The following is a 533-nucleotide window of genomic DNA, read 5'->3' as shown; positions in this document are numbered from 1 at the left end:
GGCAGGTCGATCAGACCGCCCCAGGAGTCGGGCTGCTCCAGGGCGGCCACCCGGCCCAGACCCCACACCATCGACTGCTCGAACCCGTCGACCACATCGTCCGCGTTCGCGGACACCGCACCCGACGTCAGGCACCACAGAGGCACATCCGCCCCACCCAGCGCCCGCAACAACCCGATCGTGCCCGCCACACCCGCAGGTACCGCCGACTCACCCGCCCCAGCAAACCCCAGCAGAGAGACGACTCCGTCCAGCTCCGACAGGCCGGTCAACCGCCCCGCCCAACCGACCACGGCCGGATCCACCAGCTCGACCCGCACATCGCCCGCACCATTACGGACCAGCGACTCACGCACCCACCCGGCACGCCCCTCACCGACCGGCGCCACAACCAGCCAGCTACCGCCAACACGCCCCGACCCGGCCGCCACCGACCGCCACTCGACCCGATACCGCCAACCATCCACCGTCGAACGGCCCCGCTGCTCCGCGCGCCACGCGGAAAGCCTCGGCAACACCTCACTCAACGGAGC

Annotated in this window: 1 protein-coding gene; it reads right to left on the bottom strand. The window is 71.3% G+C overall.

The features are described 5' to 3' along the window. Positions 1 to 356 (bottom strand): SpnB-like Rossmann fold domain-containing protein (locus tag IE226_RS43830; protein ID WP_190087112.1); only part of this gene is annotated, 356 nt, incomplete at its 3' end. Positions 357 to 533 lie beyond the last annotated feature (177 nt).

Origin of the sequence: Streptomyces longisporoflavus, from assembly GCF_014649775.1 — a bacterium.
Lineage (GTDB): Bacteria > Actinomycetota > Actinomycetes > Streptomycetales > Streptomycetaceae > Streptomyces > Streptomyces longisporoflavus.
The sequence above is the reverse complement of the archived record's forward strand: the minus strand, read 5'-3'. Positions and strand labels throughout refer to the sequence as shown.